The following is a 21,785-nucleotide window of genomic DNA, read 5'->3' on the forward strand; positions in this document are numbered from 1 at the left end:
ATTAGGCCTGCACAGACACTACACATTTTGGACATGACGCCCATGAACACCACCGAAAGCCTCAAGGACTACCAGCGCGTTCGCCTGCTGGCCATCCGTTCGCTGTTCGAGATCATCGAGCAGTCCAGCGAGGGCACGGTGATTGTCGACCGCGATGCGAACATCGTCTGGATGAACGAGCGCTATGCCCGGCGCTTTGGCCTGGAATCGGCGGAAGTGGCGATCGGCAAGGCCTGCGAAAGTGTAATCCCCGGCAGTCTGTTGCGCGAGGTGGTGCGCACCGGTCGGCCGATCCTGCTCGATATGCAGGACACCCCCAAAGAACCGCTGGTGGTGATGCGCCTGCCGATTCATGACGACGCCGGCGTGGTGATCGGCGCTATCGGGTTTGCGCTGTTCGACGAATTACGCAGCCTCTCGCCGATGCTCAAGCGCTACATGAGCATGCAGGAAGAACTGGCGTCCACCCGCTCGCTGTTGCGGGCGCGGCAGACCAAATACAACTTCGCGCACTTTATCGGCACCAGCGCCGCCAGCCTCGAAGTCAAACGCCGTGCCCGACGCAGTGCGAGCGCCGAGTCCCCGGTGTTGCTGCTGGGTGAAACCGGCACCGGCAAAGAGCTGCTGGCTCAGGCGATCCACGGCGCTTCGCCGCGCGCGCACAAAGCCTTTGTCAGCATCAACAGCGCGGCGATTCCCGAATCGTTGCTGGAAGCGGAATTCTTCGGCACCGCACCCGGTGCGTTTACCGGCGCTGATCGCAAGGGCCGTGCCGGCAAGTTGCAGATCGCCCAAGGCGGCACCCTGTTTCTCGATGAAATCGGCGACATGCCGTTGCCACTGCAAAGCAAACTGCTGCGGGTACTGCAAGAAAAGGAATTCGAACCGGTGGGTTCCAACGAAGTGATCCAGAGCGATGTGCGGGTGATTGCCGCGACCTCCACGGATCTGGAAGCTGCGATCAAACGCGGTGAATTTCGCGCCGACCTGTATTACCGCCTCAACGTGCTGCCGATCCAGGTCCCGCCGCTGCGTGATCGACTCGATGACCTGCCAGCCCTCAGTGAAGCGATTCTGGAGGAGCTGCGCAGTCAACACGAATTGAACCGCGAAGCCCTGGAACTGCTGGGTCAACATGCCTGGCCGGGGAACATTCGCGAACTGCGCAACGTGCTGGAGCGTGCGGCGCTGCTCAGTGATGACTTGATGCTGACTGCCACAGATATCCGCGCGGCGATTGGGACGTTCACACCGGTAGAGCGCGTGGCGCCTGTCACGATTGAGCCGGTTGTGCATGAGACGTTCAGTGCGGCTCGGGAGCGGTTTGATCGGCAGTTGATTGAAGCGGCCCTTGCGCAATGCGGTGGGAAGGTTGTTGAAGCGGCGGCGCAGTTGGGGCTGGGGCGGTCGACGTTGTACAAAAAGATGGTGGCGTTGGGGATTGCGGAGTCTCTATAAAGAGACATAAGTCTCTATTGTTAGACATGACCTCGTGAGCGCTGCGCGCTCTTCGCGAGCAAGCCCGCTCCCACATTTGACCGCATTCTTTGGAACGACTCGATAGAAATGTGGGAGCGGGCTTGCTCGCGAAAGGGCCTGCCCAGTCAGAAAAAGTCTCAAAATAGAGACAAACAATCCAGAACCGATGCCCCGCTCAAAAAATATCTTTATATTTCAACGTGTTGCATGCATGGCACGAAACTCGCTAAAGCCCTCTCCCACAACAGTTCCACCCTACAAAAATAACAATTCAGGAGACACACCATGAGTGTGATCATTGCCTTGGCAGCCCTCACGCTGCTAATGCTCGCGGCCTACCGTGGCTACAGCGTTATCCTCTTTGCCCCGATTGCCGCCCTCGGCGCCGTTCTGCTCACCGACCCTTCCGCGGTCGCCCCCGCTTTCACCGGGGTGTTCATGGAGAAAATGGTCGGCTTCATCAAACTGTATTTCCCGGTGTTCCTGCTCGGTGCCGTGTTCGGCAAGCTGATCGAGCTGTCGGGCTTTTCGCGCTCCATCGTCGCAGCGGCGATTCGCCTGCTCGGCACGCGTCAGGCGATGCTGGTGATCGTACTGGTCTGCGCCCTGCTGACTTACGGCGGCGTGTCGCTGTTCGTGGTGGTGTTCGCGGTCTACCCGTTTGCTGCTGAAATGTTCCGCCAGAGCAATATTCCCAAGCGTCTCATCCCGGCGACCATCGCCCTCGGCGCATTCTCGTTCACCATGGACGCCCTGCCCGGCACCCCGCAAATCCAGAACATCATCCCCAGCACCTTCTTCAACACCACCGCCTGGGCCGCGCCCTGGCTGGGCCTGATCGGCGCGATCTTCGTGGTCTGCGTCGGCATGCTGTTTCTGCAGCGCCAGCGCAACAAGGCCCAGCGCGCCGGTGAGGGTTATGGCACCGAGCTGCGCAACGAGCCGGAAACCGCTGCCGACATCAAACTGCCCAATCCATGGATCGCACTGTCGCCGCTGCTGGCGGTGGGCATCATGAACCTGCTGTTTACCCAATGGATTCCACAGTGGTACGGCAAAACCCACAACCTCGCGCTGCCGGGCATGGCCGCGCCGGTGACCACCGACATCGCCAAACTCACGGCGATCTGGGCCGTTCAAGCTGCGTTGCTGGTGGGCATCGTCATGGTGCTGGTGTTCGGCTTCCAGGCGATTCGCGGCAAGTTGGCTGAAGGCAGTCGAAGCGCGGTCAGCGGTTCGTTGCTGGCGGCGATGAACACCGCATCGGAATACGGCTTTGGTGCGGTAATCGCCTCCTTGCCGGGCTTCCTGGTATTGGCCGACTGGCTCAAAAGCATTCCCAATCCGCTGGTCAACGAAGCGATCACCGTGACCCTTCTTGCCGGTATCACCGGTTCTGCATCGGGTGGCATGAGCATTGCGCTGGCGGCCATGGCCAATGACTTCATCGCAGCGGCCCACGCCGCCAACATCCCGCTGGAAGTGCTGCACCGGGTGGCCGCGATGGCCAGTGGCGGCATGGACACCCTGCCGCACAACGGCGCGGTGATTACCTTGCTGGCGGTCACCGGCCTGACCCACCGTGAAGCCTACAAAGACATTTTCTGTATTACGCTGATCAAGACCCTGGCGGTTTTTGTGGTGATCGGTACTTTCTACGCCACTGGCATTGTGTGAGGTATTCATGACGACTCTTTCGGGCAAGACTGCACTGGTCACCGGTTCCACCAGCGGCATCGGCTTAGGGATAGCCCTCAGCCTGGCCAAGGCTGGCGCCAACCTGATCCTCAACGGTTTCGGCGATGCGTCCAAGGTGATTGCCGAGGTTGAGCAATTTGGTGGCAAGGTCGGCCATCACCCGGCTGATGTGAGCAACCCTGAGCAAATCGCCGACATGATTGCCTACGCCGAGCGTGAGTTCGGCGGCGTGGACATCCTGGTCAACAACGCCGGTATTCAGCATGTGGCGCCGGTGGAAGAGTTCCCGGTGGAGCGCTGGGATTCGATCATTTCGATCAACCTGTCGTCGGTGTTCCACAGCACCCGTTTGAGCCTGCCAGGCATGCGCGCCAAGGGTTGGGGACGGATCATCAACATCGCTTCGGTGCACGGCCAGGTCGGGTCGGTGGGCAAGGCGGCTTACGTGGCAGCCAAGCATGGGGTGATCGGTTTGACCAAGGTGGTCGGGCTGGAAACCGCCACCACCAATGTCACCTGCAACGCCATCTGCCCAGGTTGGGTGTTGACGCCACTGGTGCAGAAGCAGATTGATGACCGCATCGCCAAAGGGATCGACCCGCAACAGGCGCAACATGATTTGCTGGCCGAGAAGCAGCCTTCCCTGGAGTTTGTGACGCCGCCACAATTGGGCGAGCTGGTGCTGTTTTTGTGCAGCGAGGCCGGTAGTCAGGTGCGTGGCGCGGCGTGGAATATTGATGGTGGGTGGTTGGCGCAGTGATCTGACGTTAGACCGCGTTATCGTTCATCGCGGGCAAGCCACGCTCCCACAGGTTTTTGTGGTTGGCGCTGGATTAGGGTTCGACACAAACCCTGTGGGAGCGTGGCTTGCCCGCGAATGGATCTGAAGATAGAAGAAGAGGCAAGCCATGTCCGACATCCTCTGGCAACCCAGCGCCAAGCGCATCGGCAAGACCCGCATGGAGGCCTTCCGGCGCTTCATCAATCAGCGACACAATCTCCATGTCGACGACTACCCTGCCCTGCATCAATGGTCCATCGATCAGCGTGAAGCGTTCTGGCAGGCCATCGTCGATTTCTTCGACATCCGTTTCCACGATCAACCGGACGCTGTACTGGTTGAGGGCGCGCAAATGCCCAGCGCCCAATGGTTTCCCGGCGCCACCCTGAACTTCGCCGAACACCTGATGCGCCGTCGTGACGATGCCGTGGCGGTCATTGCCATCGGCGAGAACGGCCAGCGTGAACACCTGACCTGGGCAGAACTGGCGGAGCATGTCGCCGGCTTTCAACAGAGCCTGATCGCCGCTGGCGTCGTCGTTGGCGACCGAGTGGCCGCGTGCATGCCCAATACCTGGCAAACCCTCGTGGCGATGCTCGCCACCACTAGCCTGGGGGCGATCTGGTCCTGCTCCTCACCGGACTTCGGCACCCAGGGCGTAATCGACCGTTTTGGCCAGATCGAGCCGACAGTGCTGATCACCTGCGCCGGTTACCGCTATGCCGGCAAGGACATCGACCAGACGGCCAAGGTCAATGAAATCCTCGAGCGCTTGCCGTCCTTGCAGCAGTTGATTGTCGTGCCTTACGCCCGACCGCAAGCGCGCATCGAACATTTCCACACCCGGGCCAACGTGACGCTCTGGGATGATTTCTACGATGTGGGCGGCGAGCCGGATTTCGTCCCCGTGCCCTTTGCGCATCCGCTGTACATCCTCTATTCCAGCGGCACCACCGGCGTGCCGAAATGCATTATTCACAGCACCGGCGGCGTGTTGCTGCAACACGTCAAGGAGCATGGATTGCATTGCGACCTCGGCCCCGGCGACCGCTTGTTCTACTACACCACCTGCGGCTGGATGATGTGGAACTGGCTGGTCTCGGCGCTGGCCGTGGACAGCACGGTGGTGCTGTACGACGGCTCGCCATTTCATCCAGGTCCCGAGCGTCTGGTCGACCTGATCGACGACGAACGCATCAGTGTCTTCGGCACCAGCCCCAAGTACCTCGCGACCCTGGAAAGCAGCGGCATCAAACCTCGCGAAAGCCACGACCTGAGCAGCCTCAAAACCCTGCTGTGCACCGGCTCCGCGTTGTCGCCGCAGAGTTACGACTACGTCTACCGCGACCTCAAGCCTGACCTGTGCCTGGCCTCGATGTCCGGCGGCACCGACATCGTCTCGTGTTTTGTGAACGGCAATCCGCTGCAACCGGTACGCCGTGGCGAGATACAAGGCAAAAGCCTGGGCATGGCGGTGGAAGTCTGGAACGACAATGGCCAGCCGGTGATTGGCGAAAAAGGTGAGCTGGTGTGCACCCGGCACTTTCCGGCAATCCCCATCGGGTTCTGGAATGACCCTCGGCAGGAAAAGCTTCGCGCCTCGTATTTCAGTCAGTTCCCCGGTGTCTGGGCTCAAGGCGATTACGCGGAACAATTGCCCCACGGCGGGATGATGATCCACGGACGCTCCGACGCCGTGCTCAACCCCGGCGGCGTGCGCATCGGCACCGCGGAAATCTACCGTCAGGTGGAGAAAATCCCACAGGTTCTGGACAGCGTGGCCATCGGTCAACAATGGCAGGATGACGTGCGGGTGGTACTGTTCGTGCGATTGCGCGAGGGCGTCGAACTGGACGAAGCGCTGCAACAACAGATTCGCCAGGTCATCCGCGCCAACACCACACCGAGGCATGTGCCGGCGAAGATTGTTGCGGTGACCGATATACCGCGCACCATCAGCGGCAAAATCGTGGAACTCGCGGTGCGTAACGTGGTGCATGGCGAGAAAGTAAAAAACACTGATGCCTTGGCCAATCCCGAAGCGCTTGAGCAATTTCGGGATCGGCCGGAACTCGGCACTTAAACGATCGTGCGTGCGCGTGTTAACTCATGTGCGAACCTGGGCGCCTTCCACTGGTAGGTTTCGGCGCAATAGAGTTGTTCAGAGTGATCAGAACCGGCTGGTCAATCGCGCGCCCGGAGTTCGCTTCGAGCGCGCCGCGCAGGATGGACATATTGAGTTCATAAGCATTCCTGTCCGTATACAACTGGCTCAGCAGCGAGGTGGTCACCGCCAGTGAGTCAGCATTTTCAAAGGCTTTGGAACTGGCGTGACAGGCTGGGCCCTCATCTGTAACTGGCAGACGTCCCGACGCCAGGTTCAGCAGCGGCGCTACATCCAGCAACTGCCCTCTTTCGCCGTTGCGTCCGGCATCGCGGGCGTAGCTGACATCATCGGTCTGTGAAGCACCGTGGAACAACTCATGAATCAAGTCGTCTGCCACGACATCATGGTTGAAACCCAGGCCGATGAAGTGTTTGTTGAGATTGGGCGTATAGATTTCAATGAATTTCGTGTCGGATGGGTCTTGTGCGTCTTTCCATTGCTGGTACGCGTCCATGTTGAAAGCAGCAATGTTGTTAGTGGTCTTGAGTGGGTCGAGAAATATGTTACTGATGGAAAGACCTGCAAAGTCAGCCCTGACCAATCTCAGATAGCTCAACAACCGTTCGAATGCATCGTTTGAGTTGCTTCCCATCAGCACCTTGACGATTGCGTTGCGTTCCTTCGTCAAGTCAAGACTGTTCAGGACGTTGATCGCGTTTTCGATTTTTGCACGCGCCAGCGGCAAGCTTTGCTCAATGAACTGCCGGGTATAGTTGAGAGGCAATGTCTTACTGAATCGCGGGAATTGAATCGGTGCCTGAAAGGTGAAGTTGTTCAGTTTTGGTCCCCAGGGTTTGCCCAATCGATCAAGGGCATACCATTGGCGAGCGTTACGCGTTGCTACCACCGTTAATGTGTCACCGGTTGCGCCAAGGGGTCGCCAGGTACCCTGTCCGGTGGTATCGGCGCGATTGGCTGCGCGAATCAAGTCATAGGTTTTGTGCCGGCCATTGAGTTTTTGCAACTGGGATTGCGCCAGCCCGAGTATCTCTTGAGCCTGCCTGTTAAAGCGTAGCGCCCCCTTGTGGACGAGTTTCCCGGCGCCGAACAATGCCGTAGGCACGCCATCCAGCGGGTTGATAAGGGAAACGGAAGTCACGAAGGCTAGCTTGGTCATCTGGGCGGCTTTGGACGACAAGGAGACGGCCTTCGACGAAATGCTCAGCGCTTTGGCGGCCGCACCCGCGAAGGCCCCTCCCAAAGCAATGGCATCCATGGCACAACCATAGATCCCGTCGACCACCTTATTGTGTTCCCCAGAAGATAAATCCTCGATGCACTTTTTAAAGGGCACCACCAGATCCACGATGTAATCGGCAGTGTCATTGCCCATTTTGCGCTGGCTTTCAAGCGCTGTCGGCACGGTGGCCATTGCTTCAACTTCAGAAAACTTGCGAAACGGGTGATTGTTCACGACGAACTCGGCGATTCTTACAAACTGTGGGTTGCCAAAATTCATATAAACACTCTGCGTGCGCGCTACCACAGACCTTGGTGCCGGGAGCTCACCCAACTTTTCAATAATCGCCATGTCGCTGCGTGCATGATGCTCAGCTGCAACCCCCTCCGTGTATTCCTTGAGAGTGATAGGCAACGCTTCCAGAGGCGTAGGTGCCACTTGCGCATTCATATCGCCGTTAAAATCGATTCTGGAGCGACCCGAACATTTTCCTTGCGAAGTTATCAGCTTCCCGAGAATGTCGTTTTTCCGCAGTTCCCCTCTGAAGGTAAACAACTCATAGCAGGCAACCGTGTTTTCGTGGGTAGCGTACATAACAACGCCAAAGCGCCCTGTGACAGCATCCTTGCCTTGCTGGGTTTCGTAGTCTGTATCAAGCGTAAGCGGCCCTCCGAAACGGCGGGAGGATATCTCTACCGCCGCACCGCGAAGGGTAAAGAAAGTAATCTTGCCTTTCAGAAAGATTTCCAGATCAAAGGGGAGCATGTGTGAAAGGGCCAACTTCACATTTGTGACCACCGCACTATTCAAATTCCCGAGATAGCCCCGCAATTGCCGGTGAAATTCGACATTGTTGGGTGCCAGGTACGACAACAGAGGAAAGCGTTTGTAAATGCTGAGTACGGAGGGATCGTGGTAGGTTGGCCTTTTGTAACGGGTCACACCGGCCAGCAAGTCAGGTGTCGTGACGTCGTCGGGAAAGACAGCGCGAAGATCCCACTGACCGCTCGCCAGGTCTCCCGACATATGCAAATCGACCATCGACATGGCGGTGGGTGAGGCATACAGGCCGGGGCGTTGATAGATAACTTTCTGGTCGAGGAAATCACAACCGGGTGCCACTTCTTCCAAGGCTTTCCGAGCGATGTCTTCTCTACTGGGCAAGGGATTGGAAACTACCCGCGCTAGATGGGTGAAGTGCTCTGTGTAATCCTCGAAAGCGGCAATAGCCCGCTCCGTCGTTTCCTTCGCCGCTTGAGTGAGTTCACTTGACTTGATAACACCATTCAACAATGCCCAGTCAACGATTGGATCGATCATTGCCAAATCCCGCAGACGGGATAGGGGCGAACTGACAGGCTCAAGTTCGACGTAAGCCATGATTTGCCCATAGGTCAGCACACGCGACGCCCCTTTCGTGACGGCCTCCACCAGCGCAACGCCACGGCAAAAGACCACCCAGGCAACCGAGCCCATCTTCAGCGACGATGGAACACCCCTGACCAGAAATTCCGGGGCAATTTCCGCCAGTAGCAGGTGCGATGCCATTGGGGCCAAGACAGGACTTACCCAGCCTTTGGTGCACAGAAAGGTTTCCAGCTCGTTGCGCACGACCAACGAAGATCGCTCGACATTGGTCGGTGCATACAAATCGAGCCCGCCGATACTCTTCCTGCCTTGAGCTTTACCGATGTCTGGATACAGCTCCAGCAAAATAGCCGTTATCAATAGTTGCTCAAGATCCTGTGCAAATACGTCTTGCCCGGATGTTGCACCGAACCAGTCCAGTTCCTTCAGGAGGTTTCTGGCGCAGGCTTGGGCCACCGGATGCTTGACCAACTGAGCGATACGTTCGGCGACGTTATCGTGCGTTACAAAAGTACCACCCGTTTCGCGGTACAGTTTGTCCAGCAGCTTTTTGTCCGGAGCTATAAGTTTTGCAGTGGCCTGACGAACACCCGTAACTTGCTCGGCGGACAACACGACTAACGACTGGTTATCAGTAACAAGTTGCCCCCAGTAGTTACCCAGCTCATCAACGACCGGATCAAATTCAAAAACATCAATCATGTTTTTGGTTTGCACAGCGTCTATTGGCAAATGCAAGTCGTGAAACCTGAGCCATTGTTCAACATCCACAACATCTGTCGCGTTTATAAAGCCACCGGCTTGCTTGGCGATATCCCCCAGTTCACTGAGTCTACGGGGGACATCTGTTAAAGCATGCGCATTAACCTCAATTTTTTCCCAGCTCACTGATGCATCCCTGTACAGCTCAATCGTGCCATCGTCAGCCACACGAATCATGTCCGAGCTCATGGGCCTGTTTTCGCGAAGCGCCGCAAACACGTGGGAATTTTGAGTTAATTGATGCCATATTACCCGCCCGGGCATATGAATTTCATAAAGCGAGGACCCCTCTTCCAAATATAAATCATACCCTTGCCACTCAAACAACTCATCTGAGGGTTGTTCTTCCAAGGCGTCCTTTAACAACTGCAATACTTTTTTCCGTTCTGCTTCATCTGCCTTTGAACGACGCTGTAATTCCTCAGGAGCAAAAACAGACGAATAAAAAAATTTACGTTTCAACGCAACACACACAATACCACCTCATATATTTAAATGACTGACAATGCAGCAAGAACAAAGTCTTACTTTCCGGCGCAAAACAAGCCACTCAAAAACTATTAGATGGAATTTCAGAACTTGCCAACTAACACAAAATCAAAAGAACAATCACTCCATTAATCCCCACTCACCAGAAGATGAATCAGGGGTAGAAGCGCCATTATTATTTAACTTAATCCGCAGTTTAAGATTATTGGCAGAGTCGGCATTTTTCAGGGCTTCGTCTTCGCTGACAGCACCTTCTTTCACTAATGCAAACAGCGCGTCATCGAAGGTCTGCATACCCAACTGCGCAGACTTTTCCATGATGTTTTTAAGTTCATCCAATTCATTGCGCCGGATCAGATCGCCAATGGTCGGCGTGCCAATCATCACTTCCACCGCCGCCCGTCGCTGACCATCCCGGGTGTGCACCAACCGTTGGGACACGAACGCCTTGAGGTTGTTGCCCAGGTCGTGAAGCAGCTGTGTCCGCCGTTCCTCGGGGAAGAAGTTGATGATGCGGTCCAGCGCCTGATGGGCGTTGTGGGCATGCAGGGTGGAAATCACCAGATGACCGGTATCGGCAAACGCCAGCGCATGCTCCATAGTCTCGCGGTCACGGATTTCGCCGATCAGCACCACGTCCGGTGCCTGGCGCAGGGTATTTTTCAATGCGGCGTGAAAACTGCGGGTATCGACGCCGACCTCGCGCTGGTTGATGATCGACTTCTTGTGCCGATGGATGTACTCGACCGGGTCTTCAATGGTGATGATGTGGCCACTGCTGTGGCGATTGCGGTAGTCGATCAATGCCGCCAGCGAGGTAGACTTGCCCGAGCCGGTAGCGCCGACGAACAGCATCAGCCCTTGTTTGAGCATCACCGTCTCGAGCAGTACCGGCGGCAGTTTTAAGTTTTCGAAACGCGGAATGTCGAGCTTGATGTTGCGCGCCACGATCGACACATCATTGCGTTGTTTGAAGATATTGACCCGAAAGCGCCCGACACCCGTCAAAGAAATGGCCAGGTTCATCTCCAGTTCCCGATCGAACTCCAGACGCTGTTCGGCGTCCATGATGGACGCGGCAATGGCCGCGACTTCCCCCGGCTTGAACGGCTGATCAGCCAAGGGTTTAAGCACACCCTCGAACCGTGCGCTGGGTGGCGCACCGGTGGACAGATAAAGATCGGAGCCATTCTGGCTGGCCAGGAGCCCTAACAGTGCATCGATTTCCATGGCAAAAAGCACCCGCGAAGCATTCAATGAATAAAAACGACCCAAACGGGTCTTCCAGCCTCTACTGCGGTACAAGGATAGTCGACACCGCCACACCGACTTAAGTGCAGGACATCTTGATGAACGCAACACCGACCGGCAGCGATGCCCAGGCCTTGATTGCCCGACTGGACTGGAGACTCAGCCCACTGGGCGCTGCCAGTACCTGGCCGCAAAGCCTGCGAACCGCCGTGGATATCGTGATTCATTCGCCGATGCCCATGCTGTTGCTGTGGGGGCCGCAGCTCACGCAGATCTACAACGACGGCTTCGCCCTGCTGTCCGGCAGCAAGCATCCACATGCATTCGGACAGCCGACACACCTGATCTGGCCAGAGTTAAAAGACTTTACCGACCCCATTTACAGCGCCGTCCTACAAGGACAGGTACGGACCTACAGCGAACAGCGCTTCACCTTGCAGCGTAATGGCCAGGATTCCGACTTCTGGCTGGACCTGACCTACAGCCCCATCCGCGATGAAAGCGCCCAGGTCGCCGGGATTCTGGTGACCGCCATCGAAACCAACGAACGCCGACGCATCGCCCTGGAACTCGAGCAGCGTTCGGCTGCCAGCCTCAAGGCCCAGCACGAAACCGAGGAGCGCCTGCAACTGGCCCTCGCGGCCACCGACGCCGTGGGCACCTGGGACTGGGACATCAACGAAGACCGTTTCATTGCCGACGCCCACTTCGCCCAGTTACACGGTATCGACCCGCTGCTTGCCAATCAGTTGCCCATCAGCGCCTACCTTCAAGGCGTGCACCCGCAAGATCGCGCCATGGTCGCCCGCAGCATCAAGCACTCCATCACCCACGGCACCGAGTACGCCGAGGAATATCGCCTGCTGCAAGCCGACGGTCAGCTGCGCTGGGTGTTCGCCCGGGGTCGTTGCTACAAGGACCACCATGGCCGGCCGATCCGCTTCCTCGGCGCCGCCCTGGACCTGACCGAGCGCAAACACACAGAACAAGCCTTGCGGCAAAGTCAGACCGAGCTGCAACTGATCATCAACGCCATGCCGATCCTGATCAGCTACGTGGACAGCGAAGAACGCTTTCGCCTGAACAATGCGGCCTACCTCGACTGGTACGGGCTGACGCCTCAGGAGCTCTTTGGCAAAACCATCCGTGAAGTACTGGGTGAAGAAGCCTATGCATTGCGCGCCGAATACATCGCCCAGGCGCTGTCCGGCAAGCCTTGTTGTTTCAGCATTAGCACCCCGCACCGTGACGGCAGCATCCGCCATGCGCTGATGAACTACTTGCCACGCCATGGCGCGGATGGTGCGGTCAATGGTTTCTATATCTTTGTAATTGACGAAACCGAGCGCAAACAGACCGAAGAAGCCCTGCGCAATCTCAACGAAACGCTTGAGGAGCGAGTCGCCGCCCGCACCCAACAATTGGCGCAAGCCAACCAGCGACTGCAGAACGAGATGTTCGAACGCGAACGCGCCGAAGAAGCATTGCGGCATGCGCAGAAGATGGAAGCGCTCGGCCAGCTCACCGGCGGCATCGCCCATGACTTCAACAATATGCTCACCGGGATCATCGGCAGCCTCGACTTGATGCAGCGCTACATCGCCGACGGGCGCGCCGCCGAGGTAGGGCGTTTCAGCGAGGCGGCAGTGTCCTCGGCCAACCGCGCCGCCGCCCTGACCCATCGCCTGCTGGCGTTTTCCCGGCGTCAGTCACTGGACCGCAAGCCGCTGAACGCCAATGATCTGATCCATTCCCTGGAAGATCTGCTCAGCCGGACCAAGGGCGACCACATCGAGCTCAAACTGCAACTGGCCGATGACGTGTGGCCGGTCAGCACCGACGTCAGCCAGCTGGAAAATGCCCTGCTCAATCTGGTGATCAACGCCCGGGACGCCATGCCCGATGGCGGCGAGTTGCGGATTGAAACCGCCAACGTTTACCTCGACAGCAGTGACATCAACACCCTGGAACCGGTCAAGGCCGGGGATTATCTGATGATTGCCGTCAGCGACAACGGTACCGGCATGACCCCGTCGGTGCTGGCCAAGGCTTTCGACCCATTCTTCACCACCAAACCCATCGGCCAGGGCACCGGTCTTGGGCTGTCGATGATTTATGGTTTTGCCCAGCAGTCGGGCGGGCATGTCAGCCTGTTCAGCTTGCCGGGCCAGGGCACCAGCGTTCGTCTGTACCTGCCGCGGTTGCACGACGCAGAGCCCGAAAACGTCCTGATGCCGGTCACCAGCGAAACCCCGGCCGCGATTGCCGGTGAAACCGTGGTGTTGGTGGAGGACGACCCGGCGGTGCGCATGCTGGTGCTCGACCTGCTCAACGAGCTGGGTTATCACGCCCATGAAGCCGAAGACGCGAAGACCGCCCTGCCCCTGCTGGAGTCCGACCTGCGGGTCGATTTGCTGGTCACCGATGTCGGGCTGCCGGGGATGAACGGCCGGCAACTGGCAGAGATTGCGCGCCAGCACCGCCCCGAGCTCAAAGTGCTGTTCATGACCGGTTATGCGGAAAAAGCCACCGAGCGCCAAGGCTTCCTGGAAGAAGGCATGGACATGGTGGCCAAGCCCTTTTCCATGGACCTGTTGGCCAACAAGATTCGCGCGATGATCGGCCAACCGGACTGAGTTAAGGCATAATCGCGCGCCCCACGCTGGCACCCACATAGCCACCACCGTTGCAAGGTACCTGCCCCAATGAAAGCTCAAGCCCGCCATATTCTGGTGAAAACATCGGAAGAAGCCGAACAGCTCAAACAACGCATCGCCAAGGGCGAAGCCTTCGATGTGCTGGCCAAGAAGTATTCCACCTGCCCGTCCGGCAAGCGCGGCGGCGACCTGGGCGAAGTGCGGCCCGGACAGATGGTCGGCGTCATCGATGCAGTGATTTTCAAAAAACCGTTGCGCGTGGTGCACGGACCGATCAAGAGCAAGTTTGGCTATCACCTGGTGCAGGTGTTTTACCGGGATTGATGGGTTGGTTTAAGGACCCCTTCGCGAGCAAGCCCGCTCCCACATGGGTTATGTGAACACCGGAGATCTAGTGTGGGAGCGGGCTTGCTCGCGAACCGATTGCGCAGCAAGCGGCCATCCTCCACTTATCGGGGAATGAGCGCCCCCGGCACCTGAATCACCCGACTCGCCAACCGATGCCCTGCTTCAGCCGCCTCAACCGGGCTGCCTCCTTTCAGGCGACTGGCCAAATACGCCGCACTGAACGAATCCCCCGCCGCCGTGGTGTCCACCACCCGCTCGACCACCTGCGCCGGCACTTCAAACGACTCGCCATCACAACGAATCAGACACGCCTCGGCGCCACGCTTGAGTACCACTTCAGGCGTACCCATCTGCTCGTAAGCGGCAAACACCGCCTCGCAATCGGAAAAATCAAACAGCGCCTGCTCGTCATCAACGGTCAGCAATGCCAGGTCAACATACGGCAGAACGCTGCGATAGGCCGCCCGTGCGTCCTCGACCGACGTCCACAAACGTGGCCGGTAGTTGTTGTCGAACACGATCCGCGCATCCCGCTGCCGGGCTTCGATCAGGGTTTCCAGTAACTTTTCCCGACCTTGCGCGCCGAGCACCGCCAGGGTGATGCCACTGAAATACAGCACATCGTAATCCGGCAGTGCCGCCAGGATCGGCGCGGCGGCCGGGGTGGTGAAACAATCGCGGACTGCCGCTTCGTTGCGCCAGTAGAGAAAGCGCCGCTCGCCGGCAGCGTCAGTCTGGATGCAGTACAAGCCGGGCAAGCGGCCGGGCAAGCGCTGGACCATGCCCAGCCCGATGTTTTCATCGGCCCAGCTCTGGCACATGGCGTCGCTGAAACTGTCGTCACCCAGGGCGGTGACGTAATCCACCGTGCCGCCCTCACCCAGCTCCCGGGACAGGTAGACCGCCGTGTTCAAGGTATCGCCGCCGAAACTCTGTTGCAGGCTGCCGTCGGCGCGTTGCTGCAACTCGATCATGCATTCGCCGATCAGGGCGATGCGCGGGGTGTTGGGGCCGAGGGTGTTGATGGTGTTCATTGTTTTTGTAGTCTCTGGTGTTTCTGTGTTGTCTGGCCGGACGTCTTCGCGAGCAAGCCCGCTCCCACAGGGGTCTTGTGAACACCGGAGATCCAGTGTGGGAGCGGGCTTGCTCGCGAAGGCCGCGCCTCGGTCTAAACCTTAGAAACAGGTTTCCATGGTTTCGATGACATTCAACTGCTCATCCACCAGACACCCGATACGCCACTTGTCGAACGTCAGGCACGGGTGCGAAGTACCAAAGGAAATAATGTCCCCCACCCGCAACTCGACTCCCGGCGCCACGGTCATGAACGCATGCTGGTCCATCACTGCCGTCACCTTGCAGGCGCTGACGTCGTCGCCTGTCGCCGGCACCACGCCCGCCTTGTAACGCAACAGCGGCACCGGCAACCCGGCGTCGTAGGCCACGTCGCGTTTACCCAGGGCGATCACCGCAAAACCCGGTTCCGGCAACGACTGCACGTGAGCCCAGACTTCCAGCGCCGGGCGCAGGCCTTCGTGCAGGTCGCTGCGGCGGTCGAGCACGCAGCATTGCGCTTCTTTGTAGATGCCATGGTCGTGAGCTACGTAGCTGCCGGGACGCAGCACGCTGAGGAAACGCCCGCCGGCGTTCTGCGTTTCGAAGGATTCAGCGATCAGGTCATACCAGGCCGAACCCGACGCAGTGATGATCGGCTTGGGAATGGCGAACGCGCCGCTGTCCTGCAATTGCACGGCCAGGCGCACCAAAGAATCAGCGAACGCACGGATGCCGCTCACCGCGTGATCGCCGTGAATCACCCCTTCGTAGCCTTCGATCCCGGTCAGCGCCAGGGCCGGTTGTGCCGCAATGGCTTTGGCCAGCGCGACCACTTCGTCTTCCGTGCGGCAACCGCAACGACCGCCGACCACGCCGTACTCGATCATCACGTTCAAGCGCACACCGCGGGAGGCGAAATACGCGCCCAGGTCAGCGACGTTGTCCGGGTGATCGACCATGCAATGGAAGTCGAAAGTCGGGTCCGTCAGCAGATCGGCGATCAACGCCATGTTCGGCGTGCCGACCAATTGGTTCGCCATCAGCACCCGATGCACGCCATGGGCGTAAGCCGCGCGGGTTTGCGTGGCGCTGGCCAGGGTGATGCCCCAGGCACCGGCGTCCAGTTGGCGGCGAAACAGCGCCGGGGTCATGCTGGTTTTACCGTGGGGCGCCAGTTCCGCGCCGCTATTGCTGACAAAGTCCTGCATCCAGCGAATGTTGTGTTCCAGCGCTTCGCGGTGCAGCACCAGCGCAGGCAGGCTGACGTCGCGCACCAGATTGGCGCCGGTGTGGGCAAAGCCCTTTTCCACGGTGGCAGTATTTTTGGCAGAAAACATGGTCGAACTCCTCACATTCGCGGCCGCAGGCAGCCGCTGTTATTCGTTGATGCGACGGGCCAGGCTGTTGGCACTGTCAATCAGCACCCGGCGGTAGTCGTTGTAATTGTTCTTGGCATCGGCCCGTGGGGCGACGATGCACAGGGTCGCAATGGCCACGCCGTTCGGGTCTTTGACCGGGGCGGCGAAGCAATGGGTAAAGGTGTCGGCCACGCTATCGAAAGAGAAGAACCCATCAATAGCAGCCTGACGAATCTCCTGGAGAAACTGCTCCAGCGGCAGACGCTCGCCATTGGGCAGGATGAAATCGTCGTGGTCGATCAGGTCGACGATTTCCTGGTCGCTCAAGTGCGCCAGCAACAGGCGCCCGGAAGCGGTCCAGGGGATCGGCGCGTTCTCGCCGATGTCCGAGGAAATGCGGAAATGCCGCTCGCCCTCTTTCATCAAGGCCACGGTGTATTTTCGTCCGTTGAGCAGGCACATCTGTGCGGTTTCGCGGGTCTGGCTGACGATCTCCTGCAAGGCATGATCAGCCTCGCGGGTCAGGTCGAAATGGCGTAAATGTGCCTGCCCGAGGAAGTACAGCTGACGGCCGAGGTAGACGTGACCGTCCTTGCCCACGGCCTCCAGAATCCGTCGCTCCAGCAGCGAGGCAACCAATTCGTAGACCGTGGATTTCGGGCTGCCGATGCCGCTGGCGATTTCGTTCGGGCGCAGGGGCTTGCCGACTTCCTTGAGGAAATCGAGGATATCGAACGCCCGGTCCAGACCGCGAGCCCGGCGCTTGATGGTGTCTTCGGTCATTTCATTGGTTCCCATAAAAGTGCCGGGAGTTTAACCAGAGTGCAGCGGCGACCGTTAGGCCGCCATCGCTAGCAGGCTAGCTCCCACATTTGGAATGCGTTTCCCTGTGGGAGCTAGCCTGCTAGCGATGAAGTCACCGCGGTTCAGGCCTTTTTCTTGTACGCGACGCAGTCGATCTCGACCTTGCAATCGACCATCATGTTCGCCTGCACACAGGCCCGGGCCGGGGCGTGTTCGCTTTTGAAGTATTCGGAGAACACCTTGTTGAAACTCCAGAAGTCCCGCGGGTCTTCCAACCACACACCGGTGCGCACTACATCTTCGAGGCCATAACCCGCCTCTTCGAGAATCGCGATCAGGTTCTTCATAGTCTGGTGAGTCTGTTCGACGATGCCACCCACAATGATTTCGCCATCCAGCGCCGGTACTTGCCCGGACACATGCAGCCAGCCATCGGCTTCAACGGCGCGGGCGAAAGGACGGGGCTGGCCGCCACCGGCGGTGCTGCCGGTGCCGTAACGAGTAATGCTCATGAGTGTTTCTCCTGATTGAAAAGTGAAAATGCTTTTGAAAAAAATCAGAACCGCGTGTTCTTGAGAAATTCCGACAGACGCGGTGATTGCGGGCGTTCGAACAGTTCCTTGGGTGGCCCCTGCTCTTCGATCCGCCCCTGATTCATGAAGACGATCTTGTCCGAGACCTCGAAAGCAAACCGCATTTCGTGGGTCACCAACAGCATGGTCATGCCGTCCTCGGCCAGGCCTTTGATCACGCTCAGCACTTCGCCTACCAGTTCCGGATCGAGGGCCGAAGTGACTTCGTCGAACAGCATCAGGCTCGGGTTCATCGCAATCGCCCGGGCAATCGCCACACGCTGCTGCTGACCACCGGACAACTGACCGGGGAAGTGATCGCGACGTTCCAGCAAGCCGACCCGTTCCAGCCATTTTTCCGCCAGGGCCACCGCTTCATCCTTGTGCAGCTTTTTGACCTTGAGCAAACCGAGGGTTACGTTCTGCAACGCCGTGAGGTGCGGAAACAGGTTGAACTGCTGGAACGCCATGCCGGTCATGGCCCGATGCCGGGCGATGACTTTTTCCGGGTGACGCACGCGCTTGCCGTTGACCTCGTCATAACCGATGGACTCTCCATCGAGCATGATCTGCCCGCCCTGGAACTCTTCGAGCATGTTCACGCAGCGCAGCAGCGTGGTCTTGCCCGAACCGCTGGAACCGATCAACGTCACGACGTTGCCGCGCTGCATTGTCAGGTCGACGCCCTTGAGCACTTCGAGCTGGCCGTACTTTTTGTGCAACCCGCGAATGTCCAGCAAGGGCTGATCGTTTTGAGCGTTATTAGATGGAGTCATGGCAAGGCCACCCGCTTTTCAATGTGCCGGCCGAGTAATTCGATGGCGTAGTTGATGACGAAAAACAGCAATCCGGCGAACAGGTAAAACTCGAGGGTCATGAAGGTCCGGGCGATGATCTGCTGCGTGCTGAGCAACAACTCGGCGACACCGATCACCGACAACAGCGTCGAAGCCTTGACGATCTCGGTGGACGAGTTGACCCAGGTCGGCAAGATCTGCCGCAACGCCTGAGGCAACAACACGTAACCGAGTGCTTGATAAAACGTCAGGCCGATGGCCTTGCTCGCTTCCATCTGACCACTGGGCAACGCTTGCAACGCGCCGCGCACGATCTCGGCGACATGGGAGCCGCAAAACAGCGTCAGCCCCAACGCACCAGCCTGAAACGCACTGATCTGCCAGCCCAGCGCCGGCGCCATATAGAAGCAGGCCAGCACTAATACAAACACCGGCGTGCCGCGAATGATGTCGACGTAAAACCGGAAAGGCGCGCGCATCCAGAACTTGCCGTAGGTCAGCACCAGGCCGGCGACGATGCCGACCATCGTGCCCAGCAGAATCGCCAGGGCCGAGACCTGCACACTGGTCAAAAAGCCTTGCCACAGCACCTCCCGGGCAACCCACAACTCATGCAACCAACTGGGGGATTCGTACATGTGGGCCTCCTATCGGCGAATCGCCAGACGCTGCTCGAGGTAACGCAGCATCATGGCAATGAGGTAACAGGCCGCCACATAGAGCGCGGTGGTCACCAGCCAGGTTTCAATCACCCGGTAGCTCTCGACATTGATCTTGCGCGCGTAATAGGTCAGCTCCGGCACGGCAATCGCCGCGGCCAGCGAGGTGTCCTTGAACAGCGAAATGAAGTTGTTCGACAAGGCCGGCAGCACATTGCGCAGCATCACCGGCACGGTGACGTACGCCTTGACCTGCCACTCGCCCAGACCGATCGCCAACCCGGCTTCGCGCTGGCCTTTGGGAATGCTCAACAACCCACCGCGGAACACTTCGGTCAGATAGGCCCCGGCATACAGCGACAGAGTGATGATGAACGACGGGATCTTGTCCAGACGAATCCCCAGGCTCGGCAAGGCGAAGTAGATCAACAGAATCAACACCAGAATCGGCGTGTTACGGATCACCGTCACATACACCGACGCCAGCACCCGCAACGCGCGGTGCTTCGACAACAAAGCAAACGCCATCAGCAGGCCGATCACGCAGCCGATGGCGATCGACACCAGCGCCAGTTCGAGGCCCAGACCGAGCCCCGCCAGCAAGGTGTCGAAATCGCGCCACACGGCGGCAAAATTCAACTGATAGTTCATGGTCAGCGGTACCTTGAACGGGGCGATTGATGACCGCCCCGCTCTCACGGGATCATTTGAATTCGACGGGGAAACCGATGGCTGGCGTCGGCAGATCGACACCGAACCACTGCTTGAAGGAAGCCGCGTAGGTCGGGAATTCAACGCCGGTCATGCCTTCATGCAAGACGGTATTGACGAAGTTCAACCAGTCCTGGTCGCCGCGTTTGACCGCGCACGCGTAGGTTTGCGGGCTCCAGGCATAAGCCGGGCTGCGATAGCGCCCCTGGTTCTGCACCATCAGGTATTTCACCGACGACTGATCGGTCGCAGCGGCGTCGGCACGGCCGGAGTTCACTGCCTGATACATCAGGTCCACGCTGTCGTACTGATCGACCTTGGCTTTGGGCAAGGCCTGATGCACCAGTTCTTCGGCGTACACGTTCTGCAGCACCGCCACGGTGACGCTGTCGCCGGCGGCTTTCAGGTCTTCAATTTCCTTGTACTTGCTGTTGGCCGGCAACAGCAGGCCGACACCTTCGCGGTAGTACGGCAGCGTGAACGCCACTTGCTGGGCACGGCTGGCGGTGACGGTAATGAACTGACAGCTCATGTCGACCTTGTCGGTCAGCAGGTTGGGAATCCGCGCATCGGACGACTGCACCACGAACTCGACTTTGCTCGGATCGTTGAACAACCCTTTCGCCACCATCCGCGCGATATCGATATCAAAACCCTGCAACTTGCCGTCCGCTCCCTGGAAGTGCCACGGCGCATTGGTACTGCCCGTGCCCACAATCAGTTTCCCGCGGGCCAGCACGCTATCGAGCTTGCTGTCCGCCGCCTGGGCCACGCCCATGACAGCAGCCGAAGCCGCGAAAACAAAAACACACGCTTTAAACAAGAAAGGTCGGCGATGCATGGCAAGCACTCCAGGGTGATGTTTATTCCGCTATACCGGAAGGTGGTATGTAACAACGGAATAGACAGCAGAAAGTGTGCCACAGGATGTGGGCGGAATGTTGGGGAGATTGAAAAACCAGGTGAATCAATAAGATGGGCAAAGCACAGGCCACGCTGTTACCTAATGCACACCTCCAGCATCGCTACCGTTGGCCACATCACACGGGTACTTGCACCACATTTGAAGGGTAGCGATTCAAAATGAAGCAACGCTCTACCTGTAATTTCTGACAGTAGACTGAACGCGGCTGACTCCTTTACCTTCAACAGGCACTCGATGCACTGTGAAAAAGGAGATTTCAATGAGCTCGAAAATCGCTCGCAAAGCGCTGGCCCCGGTCTACCGCAAGGCGCTGAAAACCTGGCGCCCGGTGATCTTGTACTTCGGTAGTCAGCACTGTCCCGCCTGCGAAATGGCCGGACCGGTGTTTCGCCAGATCGCCGAGCCGTATCGGCATCACGCGCAGATCTACATGCTCAATACCAGCGAATCCCCCCGCCACCCGGACGTCACCGGCACACCCACCGTGCTGTTTTACAAGGAGGGGAAGTTGGTGAAGAAGCTCAAGGGAATCGGCACTGAGCAAACCCTGCAGGAGGACTTCGCCAGGCACATTGGCAAGGTGAAACCGGCAACGGTGAAGCGCAAACCGGTCCACGATCTGGCGTGGTTGCGCCAGACCCTGCGAAGGTTGCGCACTGTGCCTCGCGCAACCCGGCAGTTGAGTCGGCGGGTTTACGGTTAGTCGGTGCCATTTCCAGTGTT

Annotated in this window: 17 protein-coding genes; 7 read left to right on the plus strand and 10 right to left on the minus strand. The window is 58.5% G+C overall.

From position 1 onward, the window contains the following. Nucleotides 1-42 precede the first annotated feature (42 nt). The 4 genes from DFS28_RS11290 (at nucleotide 43) to DFS28_RS11310 (ending at nucleotide 6,041) form a co-directional block, all read left to right on the plus strand. Complete coding sequence (locus DFS28_RS11290; protein WP_111449806.1) at nucleotides 43-1,458, plus strand: sigma-54-dependent Fis family transcriptional regulator; 1,416 nt, start codon at nucleotides 43-45, stop codon at nucleotides 1,456-1,458. A gap of 306 nt (nucleotides 1,459-1,764) precedes the next feature. Next, on the plus strand, nucleotides 1,765-3,156 hold the full coding sequence (locus DFS28_RS11300; RefSeq protein WP_111449808.1) for a GntP family permease: 1,392 nt from the start codon (nucleotides 1,765-1,767) through the stop codon (nucleotides 3,154-3,156). A gap of 7 nt (nucleotides 3,157-3,163) precedes the next feature. Next, the gene (gene hbdH, locus DFS28_RS11305) at nucleotides 3,164-3,937 is read left to right on the plus strand and encodes a 3-hydroxybutyrate dehydrogenase (protein ID WP_111449809.1); all 774 of its coding nucleotides are present in this window, start codon (nucleotides 3,164-3,166) and stop codon (nucleotides 3,935-3,937) included. A gap of 148 nt (nucleotides 3,938-4,085) precedes the next feature. Next, nucleotides 4,086-6,041, plus strand: coding sequence for an acetoacetate--CoA ligase (locus DFS28_RS11310; protein WP_111449810.1), 1,956 nt, complete (start codon nucleotides 4,086-4,088; stop codon nucleotides 6,039-6,041). 19 nt (nucleotides 6,042-6,060) lie between these two features. Here the strand turns inward: DFS28_RS11310 and DFS28_RS11315 are convergent, their stop codons facing one another. Together DFS28_RS11315 and DFS28_RS11320 are read right to left on the minus strand one after the other, a co-directional pair. Then, nucleotides 6,061-9,897 (minus strand): hypothetical protein, encoded by a 3,837-nt coding sequence (locus DFS28_RS11315; RefSeq protein ID WP_132834024.1) that lies wholly within the window; start codon nucleotides 9,895-9,897, stop codon nucleotides 6,061-6,063. Between the two features lie 147 nt (nucleotides 9,898-10,044). After that, complete coding sequence (locus DFS28_RS11320) at nucleotides 10,045-11,154, minus strand: PilT/PilU family type 4a pilus ATPase (RefSeq protein ID WP_111449916.1); 1,110 nt, start codon at nucleotides 11,152-11,154, stop codon at nucleotides 10,045-10,047. 119 nt (nucleotides 11,155-11,273) lie between these two features. Here DFS28_RS11320 and DFS28_RS11325 point away from each other — a divergent pair, with 119 nt between their 5' ends. Together DFS28_RS11325 and DFS28_RS11330 are read left to right on the plus strand one after the other, a co-directional pair. After that, nucleotides 11,274-13,811, plus strand: coding sequence for a PAS domain S-box protein (locus DFS28_RS11325; RefSeq protein WP_111449812.1), 2,538 nt, complete (start codon nucleotides 11,274-11,276; stop codon nucleotides 13,809-13,811). A 69-nt stretch (nucleotides 13,812-13,880) separates the two neighbouring features. Next, the gene (locus tag DFS28_RS11330; RefSeq protein WP_007898282.1) at nucleotides 13,881-14,156 is read left to right on the plus strand and encodes a peptidylprolyl isomerase; all 276 of its coding nucleotides are present in this window, start codon (nucleotides 13,881-13,883) and stop codon (nucleotides 14,154-14,156) included. Nucleotides 14,157-14,281: 125 nt separating this feature from the next. Here the strand turns inward: DFS28_RS11330 and DFS28_RS11335 are convergent, their stop codons facing one another. From DFS28_RS11335 to DFS28_RS11370, 8 genes are all read right to left on the minus strand, one after another. Continuing rightward, on the minus strand, nucleotides 14,282-15,214 hold the full coding sequence (locus DFS28_RS11335; RefSeq protein ID WP_111449813.1) for a sugar kinase: 933 nt from the start codon (nucleotides 15,212-15,214) through the stop codon (nucleotides 14,282-14,284). 141 nt (nucleotides 15,215-15,355) lie between these two features. Continuing rightward, on the minus strand, nucleotides 15,356-16,573 hold the full coding sequence (locus tag DFS28_RS11340; RefSeq protein WP_111449814.1) for an amino acid deaminase: 1,218 nt from the start codon (nucleotides 16,571-16,573) through the stop codon (nucleotides 15,356-15,358). Nucleotides 16,574-16,612: 39 nt separating this feature from the next. Continuing rightward, nucleotides 16,613-17,377, minus strand: a complete 765-nt coding sequence (locus DFS28_RS11345) for an IclR family transcriptional regulator (protein WP_111449815.1) — start codon at nucleotides 17,375-17,377, stop codon at nucleotides 16,613-16,615. A gap of 143 nt (nucleotides 17,378-17,520) precedes the next feature. After that, nucleotides 17,521-17,910, minus strand: a complete 390-nt coding sequence (locus tag DFS28_RS11350; RefSeq protein WP_038982964.1) for a RidA family protein — start codon at nucleotides 17,908-17,910, stop codon at nucleotides 17,521-17,523. 44 nt (nucleotides 17,911-17,954) lie between these two features. Further along, on the minus strand, nucleotides 17,955-18,746 hold the full coding sequence (locus tag DFS28_RS11355; protein ID WP_111449816.1) for an amino acid ABC transporter ATP-binding protein: 792 nt from the start codon (nucleotides 18,744-18,746) through the stop codon (nucleotides 17,955-17,957). After that, complete coding sequence (locus tag DFS28_RS11360) at nucleotides 18,743-19,405, minus strand: amino acid ABC transporter permease (protein WP_111449817.1); 663 nt, start codon at nucleotides 19,403-19,405, stop codon at nucleotides 18,743-18,745. The genes DFS28_RS11355 and DFS28_RS11360 overlap by 4 nt, the downstream gene beginning before the upstream one ends. A gap of 9 nt (nucleotides 19,406-19,414) precedes the next feature. After that, nucleotides 19,415-20,077: an amino acid ABC transporter permease gene (locus tag DFS28_RS11365; protein WP_007941741.1), complete on the minus strand. Its 663-nt coding sequence runs from the start codon at nucleotides 20,075-20,077 to the stop codon at nucleotides 19,415-19,417. A 52-nt stretch (nucleotides 20,078-20,129) separates the two neighbouring features. Next, nucleotides 20,130-20,978, minus strand: coding sequence for a transporter substrate-binding domain-containing protein (locus DFS28_RS11370; protein WP_111449818.1), 849 nt, complete (start codon nucleotides 20,976-20,978; stop codon nucleotides 20,130-20,132). Between the two features lie 343 nt (nucleotides 20,979-21,321). On the opposite strand from DFS28_RS11370, the gene DFS28_RS11375 reads away from it, so the two are divergent. Beyond that, nucleotides 21,322-21,765, plus strand: coding sequence for a co-chaperone YbbN (locus DFS28_RS11375; protein ID WP_111449819.1), 444 nt, complete (start codon nucleotides 21,322-21,324; stop codon nucleotides 21,763-21,765). Nucleotides 21,766-21,785 lie beyond the last annotated feature (20 nt).

The sequence above is a fragment of the Pseudomonas sp. 478 genome, from assembly GCF_003254125.1.
Classification (GTDB): domain Bacteria; phylum Pseudomonadota; class Gammaproteobacteria; order Pseudomonadales; family Pseudomonadaceae; genus Aquipseudomonas.

Excerpts from the sequence above, each read along its gene's own strand:
- DFS28_RS11290 (WP_111449806.1), top strand. The coding sequence starts at position 43 with ATGAACACCACCGAAAGCCTCAAGGACTACCAGCGCGTTCGCCTGCTG.
- DFS28_RS11300 (WP_111449808.1), top strand. The coding sequence starts at position 1,765 with ATGAGTGTGATCATTGCCTTGGCAGCCCTCACGCTGCTAATGCTCGCG.
- hbdH (WP_111449809.1), top strand. The coding sequence starts at position 3,164 with ATGACGACTCTTTCGGGCAAGACTGCACTGGTCACCGGTTCCACCAGC.
- DFS28_RS11310 (WP_111449810.1), top strand. The coding sequence starts at position 4,086 with ATGTCCGACATCCTCTGGCAACCCAGCGCCAAGCGCATCGGCAAGACC.
- DFS28_RS11320 (WP_111449916.1), bottom strand. The coding sequence starts at position 11,154 with ATGGAAATCGATGCACTGTTAGGGCTCCTGGCCAGCCAGAATGGCTCC.
- DFS28_RS11325 (WP_111449812.1), top strand. The coding sequence starts at position 11,274 with ATGAACGCAACACCGACCGGCAGCGATGCCCAGGCCTTGATTGCCCGA.
- DFS28_RS11330 (WP_007898282.1), top strand. The coding sequence starts at position 13,881 with ATGAAAGCTCAAGCCCGCCATATTCTGGTGAAAACATCGGAAGAAGCC.
- DFS28_RS11335 (WP_111449813.1), bottom strand. The coding sequence starts at position 15,214 with ATGAACACCATCAACACCCTCGGCCCCAACACCCCGCGCATCGCCCTG.
- DFS28_RS11340 (WP_111449814.1), bottom strand. The coding sequence starts at position 16,573 with ATGTTTTCTGCCAAAAATACTGCCACCGTGGAAAAGGGCTTTGCCCAC.
- DFS28_RS11345 (WP_111449815.1), bottom strand. The coding sequence starts at position 17,377 with ATGACCGAAGACACCATCAAGCGCCGGGCTCGCGGTCTGGACCGGGCG.
- DFS28_RS11350 (WP_038982964.1), bottom strand. The coding sequence starts at position 17,910 with ATGAGCATTACTCGTTACGGCACCGGCAGCACCGCCGGTGGCGGCCAG.
- DFS28_RS11355 (WP_111449816.1), bottom strand. The coding sequence starts at position 18,746 with ATGACTCCATCTAATAACGCTCAAAACGATCAGCCCTTGCTGGACATT.
- DFS28_RS11360 (WP_111449817.1), bottom strand. The coding sequence starts at position 19,405 with ATGTACGAATCCCCCAGTTGGTTGCATGAGTTGTGGGTTGCCCGGGAG.
- DFS28_RS11365 (WP_007941741.1), bottom strand. The coding sequence starts at position 20,077 with ATGAACTATCAGTTGAATTTTGCCGCCGTGTGGCGCGATTTCGACACC.
- DFS28_RS11370 (WP_111449818.1), bottom strand. The coding sequence starts at position 20,978 with ATGCATCGCCGACCTTTCTTGTTTAAAGCGTGTGTTTTTGTTTTCGCG.
- DFS28_RS11375 (WP_111449819.1), top strand. The coding sequence starts at position 21,322 with ATGAGCTCGAAAATCGCTCGCAAAGCGCTGGCCCCGGTCTACCGCAAG.